Origin of the sequence: Nakamurella sp., assembly GCF_048594475.1 — a bacterium.
Taxonomy (GTDB): domain Bacteria; phylum Actinomycetota; class Actinomycetes; order Mycobacteriales; family Nakamurellaceae; genus Nakamurella.
In genome coordinates this window covers 1-4,788 of record NZ_JBMDXT010000414.1, presented here as the reverse complement: position 1 = coordinate 4,788, position 4,788 = coordinate 1, and the positions used below count along the sequence as shown (strand labels likewise).

Below are 4,788 nucleotides of genomic sequence, written 5' to 3'. Positions count from 1 at the left end.
GATCCCGGACTACGGCGGGCGGCACGAGACGTTCACGGTGGCGCAGGTGGACGCGCCGCAGCGCCTGGTCTACCGGTCCACCCGCGGCCGGATGGCGCTGAGCTGGTCGATCGTGCTCCGCGGGGACGACGTCGCGGGAGTGCGCCGCACCCGGGTGCTGCTGCGGCTGCGCCTCGCGCCGGTCCGGCGCCGGTGGCTCGCCCGCACGGTGGGCGAGTTCTTCGACGCCGTCACGATTCTCGGTCTGGCGGCCGGGCTGCGGGAGCGGCTGGCCGGTACAGCTCCCTGACCGCGGCGTCGATGTCCGGGCCCGAGGTGTCGACCGGGTAGTTCCGCGAACCGGCGAGCGGCCTGGCAGGCTGATCGGCGTGAGCACCGCCAACCCCACCGCCGGTCCCGAACCCACCTGGGCGTCCGTCCCGCAGATCGCCGAGCAGCTGCACCTGCCGGTGACGAAGGTGCACCAGCTGATCCGCGACGGTCAGCTGCTCGGCATCCGCCGGGACGGCATCCTGCGCATCCCGGCCGAGTTCGTCCTCGACGGGCTGATCGTCAAGGGCCTGCCGGCCACGCTGACCCTGCTCCGGGACAACGGCTATCGGGACGACGAGATCATCGCCTGGCTGTTCGCGGTCGACGAGTCCTTGCCCGGCAGCCCGGTGGTCGCCCTGCGGGAGAACCGCGGCCGGGAGGTCCACCGGCGGGCCCAGGTCGCCGGCTTCTGAGATCCGGCCCGGCCGGGCCGGATCTCAGGAACGCCCCTGGTCGTCCCGGGCCCGCAGGGCCTCGTTGAGCACGGCCACCGCGAGCTGGGGCTCGTTGACCGTCAGGGTCACCCGGCGCCCGTCGGTGAGCCGCAGCCGCAGGGCCGGACCCGTGCGCTGGGTGATGCGCAGGCCGTCGCGGGGGCTCCACCAGATGCCGCCGACCATCGTCCAGGCCGACAGGTCGGCGGGTTCGACACGGGCGATCCGGTCGATCGGAAACGTCCAGCGGGGCACGCCGAGAACGCCGGACCGGACCGTGACGCCGGCCGTGCCTGCGGTGACCCGCAGGCTGGTGCTCATCAGGGCGCCGATGACCATCGCCGCAACCATCGCGAGCGGGCCGAGCAGCTCGGGCTCCGCGGCGCTCAGCCCCGTCGCCAGCAGCGGCACCGCCAGGCCGACCCCGACAGCCAGGACGGGCCAGTTGGTGGCGCGAGAGGTGTAGACGGTGGTCGGTGCGGACATCACGCCATCCTTTCGATCAGGGAGATCAGGTCCGCGCGGGTGTAGCCCTCGGCGCGGGCGAGGTCGATCAGGCGGGCCGCCGCCAGGTGGAGGTCGGCCGCGCCGCTGGTGAGGGCCGCCACGCGGACGCCGCGACCGCGGCGGAACTCCAGCAGGCCCTCGTCGCGCAGGCTCCGGTAGGCCGCCAGCACCGTGTTGCGATCCACGCCGAGCGCAGCCCCCAGCTCGGCCGCCGGGGGGAGCCGGTCGCCGTGGGCCAGGGTGTTCGCGGCGACCGCCCGGCGGACGCAGCCGGCGATCTGATCCTGGAGCGGAACGCGGTCGCCGGGGTCGATCTGCCAGAGCATGGTGCTAATCGTACTAGTACCAATGCCTGCTTGCCCAGGGGGATCCATGAAGCCTGACCCTGGCCCACCCGTCGCGCCGAGAACAGGACCTAGGACCTTGGTCAGACCATAGGTCGGGTGCCTACCGTGAGGTCGGAACGAGGACATCAATCCGACCGACAGGGAGAAGACCATGGTGGCGCCCACCGTCCTGCGACCCGAGGACATCCAGCCCGAGGGCATCGAGCCCGATGGCATCGGGCAGGGTCCGCGACCGGAGCTGCCCGTCCCGGCCGCCACCGCGCCGGTCGCCACCGCGCCGGCAGCGCCGGTCGACGAGATCGACGCCCTGGTGGCCCGCGGACTGCGGGCGCTGCACGAGTACGCCGCCTTCGACCAGGAGACGATCGACTACATCGTCAAGAAGGCCGCCGTCGCCGCGCTGGACCAGCACGGCCAGCTCGCCCAGGCCGCCGTGGCCGAGACCGGCCGCGGCGTGTTCGAGGACAAGGCGGTCAAGAACATCTTCGCCTGCGAGCACGTCACCAACTCGATGAAGTACCTGCGCACCGTCGGCGTCATCAGCACCGACGAGATCACCGGGATCACCGAGATCGCCGAACCCGTCGGCGTGGTCGCCGGCATCACCCCGGTCACCAACCCGACCTCGACCACCATCTTCAAGAGCCTGCTCGCCCTCAAGACCCGCAACCCGATCGTCTTCGGCTTCCATCCGGCCGCGCAGCAGTCCTCGGCCCAGGCCGCCCGGGTCGTCCGGGACGCGGCCGTCGCCGCCGGTGCGCCGGCCGACTGCATCCAGTGGATCGAGCACCCCTCGATCGAGGCGACCGGCAGGCTGATGCACCACCCGGACGTCGCCACCATCCTGGCCACCGGCGGCAACGCCATGGTCAAGGCCGCCTACAGCTGCGGCAAGCCGGCCCTGGGCGTGGGTGCGGGCAACGTGCCCGCGTTCGTCGAGCGCACCGCCAACCTGGCCCGCGCGGTCAATGACGTGGTCGTCTCCAAGTCGTTCGACAACGGCATGATCTGCGCATCGGAGCAGGCCGTCATCCTCGACGAGCCGATCTACCAGGCAGCCATGGCCGAGTTCGCCCGGCTGCACGCCTACCGCGTCGACGCGGCGGAGAAGGCGATGCTGGAGGAGTTCCTGTTCGGCGTGCGCGCCGACGGAACCGCCTGCAGCGGAGCGAAACTCAACGCCCGGGTGGTCGGGCAGAGCCCGCAGTGGATCGCCCGGCACGCCGGCTTCGAGGTGCCCGAGGACACCTCGGTCATCCTGGTCGAGGTGCCGTTCGTCGGCCCCGGCCAGCCGCTGACCCGGGAGAAGCTGTGCCCGGTGCTGGCCGTACTGGCCGCCCGCGACGCCGAGCACGGCATCGAGCTGGCCGAGCAGATGGTCGAGCTGGACGGTCTGGGTCACAGCGCGGCCATCCACACCGGGGACGAGGCTCTGGCGGTCGAGTTCGGTCGCCGGGTCCAGGCGGTGCGGATCATCCGCGACTCGCCGACCTCGATGGGCGGCATCGGCGACATCTACAACGCGCTGGCCCCGTCGCTGACCCTCTCGTGCGGCTCGTACGGGCACAACTCGGTCTCGGGCAACGTCTCGGCCATCAACCTGGTCAACATCAAGCGGGTCGCCCGCCGGAACAACAACCTGCAGTGGTTCAAGGTGCCGGCCAAGACCTACTTCGAGCCGAACGCCATCCGGTACCTGATCGACATGCCCGACGTGCACCGGGTCACCATCGTCACCGACGCGACCATGACCAAGCTCGGCTTCGCCGACCGGATCATCGACGTGCTGCGCCGCCGCCAGCATCCGGTCTCGCTGCAGATCATCGACGGCGTCGAGCCCGAGCCCAGCGTGCAGACCGTCTACAAGGGCGCCGATCTGATGCGCGACTTCCGGCCCGACACCATCATCGCCCTCGGCGGCGGCTCGCCGATGGACGCGGCCAAGGTCATGTGGCTGCTCTACGAGCATCCGGACACCGTCTTCGCCGACCTGAAGGAGAAGTTCTTCGACGTCCGCAAGCGCGCCTTCCGCTTCCCGCGGCTGGGCAGCCTGGCCAAGCTGGTCTGCGTGCCGACCACCTCGGGCACCGGCGCGGAGGTGACCCCGTTCGCGGTGATCACCGACCCCACCACCGGGATCAAGTACCCGCTGGCCGACTACGCGCTGACCCCGACCGTGGCCATCATCGACCCGGTGCTGACCGGCAAGATGCCGGCCTCGCTGGCCGCGGACTCGGGCTTCGACGCGCTGACCCACGCCACCGAGGCGTTCGTGTCGGTGTACGCGAACGACTTCACCGACGGGATGGCCCTGCAGGCCATCCGGCTGATCTTTGCGAACCTGGCCACCTCGGTGAACGGGGACCCGAAGGATCCGGAGACGATCAAGGCCCGGGAGAAGATGCACAACGCCGGCACCATCGCCGGCATGGCGTTCGGCAACGCCTTCCTGGGCATCGTGCACGCCATGGCCCACACCATCGGCGGGCGCTACCACCTGGTGCACGGCCGCACCAACGCGACGCTGCTGCCGCACGTCATCCGGTACAACGGCACCGTCCCGACCAAGCTGACCAGCTGGCCCAAGTACGAGAGCTACGTCGCGCCGGAGCGGTTCCAGCAGATCGCGGCCATGCTCGGGCTGCCGGCGAGCACCCCGGCCGAAGGGGTCGAGTCCTACGCCACCGCCGTGGAGCAACTGCGGGCGATGGTCGGCATTCCCGCCTCGTTCCAGGCCCAGGGCGTGGACGAGGGCGTGTTCACCGGCGAACTGGATCTGCTGGCCATGGGCGCGTACCGCGACCAGTGCGCGCCGGCCAACCCGCGGATGCCCATGCTCGCCGACATGAAGGTCATCATGACGGCGGCCTTCTACGGCATCGGCTACCAGCAGGCCAAGGAGCGGCTCGCCCCGGTGGCCGTCGGCTGACCCGGCCCGCCGCCGCACCGACCCCGGAGCCGGGGCCTCACCCCGGGGGAGGCACCGGCGCCGGCCGGTCCCCGGGCGGACCCGTTGTCGCCGCCGGTGCCGCTCCTGTCCCGGCCGGGCGCGGGGGCCCCCCCCGGGGTGCGGCCCCGGCGCCGGGGTCGGTGCGGCGGCGGGCCGGGTCAGCCGACGGCCACCGGGGCGAGCCGCTCCTTGGCCTGCTGGTAGCCGATGCCGTAGAAGGCCGCCGTCATGATGACCT

At 71.6% G+C, this 4,788-nt stretch carries 4 protein-coding genes and 1 pseudogene; 3 read left to right on the top strand and 2 right to left on the bottom strand.

What is annotated here, in order from left to right; translation table 11 throughout:
- Positions 1 to 289: pseudogene (locus ACOJUF_RS18890) on the top strand (hypothetical protein); the annotation flags it as partial.
- 79 nt (positions 290 to 368) lie between these two features.
- Entirely contained in the window at positions 369 to 725 is a 357-nt protein-coding gene (locus ACOJUF_RS18885) for an Rv2175c family DNA-binding protein (RefSeq protein WP_420123362.1), read from the top strand.
- A 24-nt stretch (positions 726 to 749) separates the two neighbouring features.
- On the opposite strand, the gene ACOJUF_RS18880 is transcribed toward ACOJUF_RS18885, so the two are convergent.
- Together ACOJUF_RS18880 and ACOJUF_RS18875 are read right to left on the bottom strand one after the other, a co-directional pair.
- Entirely contained in the window at positions 750 to 1,232 is a 483-nt protein-coding gene (locus ACOJUF_RS18880; protein WP_420123361.1) for a hypothetical protein, read from the bottom strand.
- On the bottom strand, positions 1,232 to 1,579 hold the full coding sequence (locus ACOJUF_RS18875) for a GntR family transcriptional regulator (RefSeq protein ID WP_420123360.1): 348 nt from the start codon (positions 1,577 to 1,579) through the stop codon (positions 1,232 to 1,234). The genes ACOJUF_RS18880 and ACOJUF_RS18875 overlap by 1 nt, the downstream gene beginning before the upstream one ends.
- Positions 1,580 to 1,751: 172 nt before the next feature.
- Between ACOJUF_RS18875 and adhE the strand changes: the two genes are divergently transcribed.
- The gene (gene adhE / locus ACOJUF_RS18870; protein ID WP_420123359.1) at positions 1,752 to 4,529 is read left to right on the top strand and encodes a bifunctional acetaldehyde-CoA/alcohol dehydrogenase; all 2,778 of its coding nucleotides are present in this window, start codon (positions 1,752 to 1,754) and stop codon (positions 4,527 to 4,529) included.
- Positions 4,530 to 4,788 lie beyond the last annotated feature (259 nt).

Bases quoted from the DNA above. Each gene is read 5' to 3' on its own strand.
- ACOJUF_RS18875 (WP_420123360.1), bottom strand. From the start codon at position 1,579: ATGCTCTGGCAGATCGACCCCGGCGACCGCGTTCCGCTCCAGGATCAG.
- adhE (WP_420123359.1), top strand. From the start codon at position 1,752: ATGGTGGCGCCCACCGTCCTGCGACCCGAGGACATCCAGCCCGAGGGC.
- ACOJUF_RS18880 (WP_420123361.1), bottom strand. From the start codon at position 1,232: ATGTCCGCACCGACCACCGTCTACACCTCTCGCGCCACCAACTGGCCC.